Annotated in this window: 5 protein-coding genes; 4 read left to right on the top strand and 1 reads right to left on the bottom strand. The window is 51.9% G+C overall.

The window, feature by feature from the left end:
• Positions 1–474: GNAT family N-acetyltransferase (locus AC2VLY_RS13005; protein ID WP_486894334.1), on the bottom strand; the 474-nt coding region annotated here is incomplete at its 3' end.
• A 224-nt stretch (positions 475–698) separates the two neighbouring features.
• On the opposite strand from AC2VLY_RS13005, the gene AC2VLY_RS13000 reads away from it, so the two are divergent.
• The 4 genes from AC2VLY_RS13000 to AC2VLY_RS12985 all read left to right on the top strand — a co-directional run.
• Positions 699–1,484: a tyrosine-type recombinase/integrase gene (locus AC2VLY_RS13000; RefSeq protein WP_486894335.1), complete on the top strand. Its 786-nt coding sequence runs from the start codon at positions 699–701 to the stop codon at positions 1,482–1,484.
• A gap of 52 nt (positions 1,485–1,536) precedes the next feature.
• The gene (locus AC2VLY_RS12995; protein WP_101539069.1) at positions 1,537–1,941 is read left to right on the top strand and encodes a hypothetical protein; all 405 of its coding nucleotides are present in this window, start codon (positions 1,537–1,539) and stop codon (positions 1,939–1,941) included.
• Positions 1,942–1,959: 18 nt separating this feature from the next.
• A complete protein-coding gene (locus tag AC2VLY_RS12990; RefSeq protein WP_486894337.1) occupies positions 1,960–2,238 on the top strand; it encodes a BrnT family toxin in 279 nt (92 codons plus the stop codon).
• On the top strand, positions 2,216–2,501 hold a 286-nt coding region (locus tag AC2VLY_RS12985; protein ID WP_486922418.1), incomplete at its 3' end, for a BrnA antitoxin family protein. The genes AC2VLY_RS12990 and AC2VLY_RS12985, both read left to right, overlap by 23 nt.

The raw sequence follows: 2,501 nt of genomic DNA, 5'->3' as shown, positions 1-2,501 counted from the left end.
AGTCACTTTTAACTTACGGCCACCAGTAATAGCGAAGCCTTCACGCTCATAAAATGCCAATGTCTTATCAAACTGTGGTAGCGGTGGCGTTGTCACTTCTAGACGTTTCCAGCCCCGAGTTGCGCCGAAAGATTTTGCTTTGGACACGAGGCAGAACCCAACATTGTTTGAGCGGTATTCAGGGCGAACATAAAGCTCCGGTATGGTTCCAAAGGCTCCTTCAGCGTAAAGGGCGTGGCTTTCATACAGAGCAAGAAAGCCGACCGCTTTTCTGCCTTCATCGCGCGCGATAAATACGAAGTATTTTTCGCGATGGAGAAAGTCCTTGAGCCTATCGGTTGTTTCTTCCAGATCGAAGTTGAATGTTTGAACACCAATAGTGTTCATAATTTCACGCAGCAACTCGCCGACCATTACGGCAATTCCATGGGCATCGTCTGATGTTGCGGGCTTGATAGTTATGTTTGCGTTCATCTCATGTGACCTAACGTAAATTCGATGGCCCTGTCGGTGCCGTGTAACAATGGGTTATGCCGTATAATATGGGGTGACCTTCCTGCTTATTTACCAGACACAATGCGCCATTCTGTCTCGTTGGCGTTTTTCTCTCTGTCGCTAATGTACTGATTCTCCTCATACCCGGCAAGCCGCAAAACCGGGTATCATGAGACATTGCAAACGCTGTGGAGATTTTGTCTGTGTCCGGACCCCAAAAACGTACCCCCAAAACCCCGAAAGCCCCCCAGAAGGCTCCCGAGCAGCTGGGTTTTTTTGAGCCCGCTTCGGAAGTCCTGGAGGCGGTGGCCACGGCAGAGCCCCTGCTGCCGGAATCGGCACCGGAAGTCCCTTCTCCTGTCGTAAATACCCCAGCCCGCCGCCGGGCAGCGGCAGACGCGGATCGCAAGCACCTGACGCCGCTGGAAGTGGATCGTCTGCTCCAGGCCGCCAAGGACAATGCCCGGACGGGGATACGGGACCGTTGTCTGATCTTCCTGATGTTCCGCCATGGCCTACGGGTGACAGAGGCCTGCGCCATGCGTCTGGACCAGGTGGACCTGGACAGCCGGATTCTCCATGTCGAACGCCTCAAGGGGGGATTGTCCACGACCCAGCCCCTCCGGGCTGAAGAACTCCGGATGCTGAAAAGCTGGCTGCAGGAGCGGTCGCGCTGGTTGCGGCAGTGGGATCGGGGGAAAAGCCGATCAAGGACGGGGCCGCTGGATCGTCAGGCGCTGTTTTTGAGCACCCGAGGGGCAGCCCTCTCCCGCAAGACCTTCTGGGCCTTGCTGCGGCGCTATGGCGAAGCAGCGGGGCTCTCTTTGCCACCCCACCCGCACATGCTGCGTCATGCCTGCGGTTTCGCCCTGGCTGACCAGGGCGCGGATACCCGGCTGATTCAGGACTATCTGGGGCACCGGAATATCCAGCATACCGTGCGCTATACCGCCACCAACGCCCAACGCTTTGAAAAATTGTGGCGGTGATGTCTTGCTGGTATAAAAGACACAAGACAACACATTAAATACAGGTGCGTACATGGCTAAGGTCAACATATCTGAAGCGGCGAGAATGGCTGGAAAGAGCCGATCACATCTCTACGAGAAATATATAAATACTGGAGCCATAACGGTAGAATCAGACCGTGATGGGAGAAAGGTTATTGATACATCTGAGTTGCTTAGGGTATTCGGTACACTCCATTTTGACGACAACAAAAAAGATGTACACGAGATCACTGAAGTACATGCAGAGGACAACGATAAAGACATGATCGTCAGCGCCTTACAATCTGAAAATGAAGTGCTGCGTGAATACCTGAGAGCCAAAGAGGAAGAGGTAATCTGGTTGCGTGACCAGGTTAGTAAAACAACAGCCCTGCTAACGCACCAAGAGGATAATCTCGGACCAACGCAAACAAAACGCTGGTGGTGGCCATGGTAAATATTTATAGTTGTACATATGATTTTTGAATGGGATGAAGCCAAGCGTCTTATCAATCTTGAAAAACATGGGATTGATTTTGTCGACGCACCTAAAATGTGGGCTGGCCCCATGTTGGTGGCGGAAGACACCAGACGAGAATATGGCGAACCGCGTTATATCGGGATAGGTCACATAGAGGGCCGGTTGATGGTTGTTGTTCATACCCATCGGAGCCCAAATATCGTTCGTGTCATCTCATTGCGAAAGGCTAACAGCCGGGAGATTCACGCATATGAAAGCTCAACAAATGGATAAGCCTGTAATCAGAAAGATCACAGGGGATAGTATTCAGGCAGATTCACAGACCGACTGGAAACGAGTAGATGCGTTGAAAGACGAGGATATCGACTACAGTGATGCTCCTGAACTTGGAGCCAGTTTCTGGGAAACGGCAAAAGTCTTGGACCATGGCGCTAAGAAGCCGATCACAATTCGAATTGATCAAGACGTGATCGCATGGTTCAAGTCTCGCGGCGGGCGGTATCAGGTTCTGATGAATAAAGTTCTACGCAGCTATA

It is taken from the genome of Acidithiobacillus sp. TH-A36 (assembly GCF_057473445.1).
This window is presented reverse-complemented; position numbering and strand designations above follow the sequence as displayed.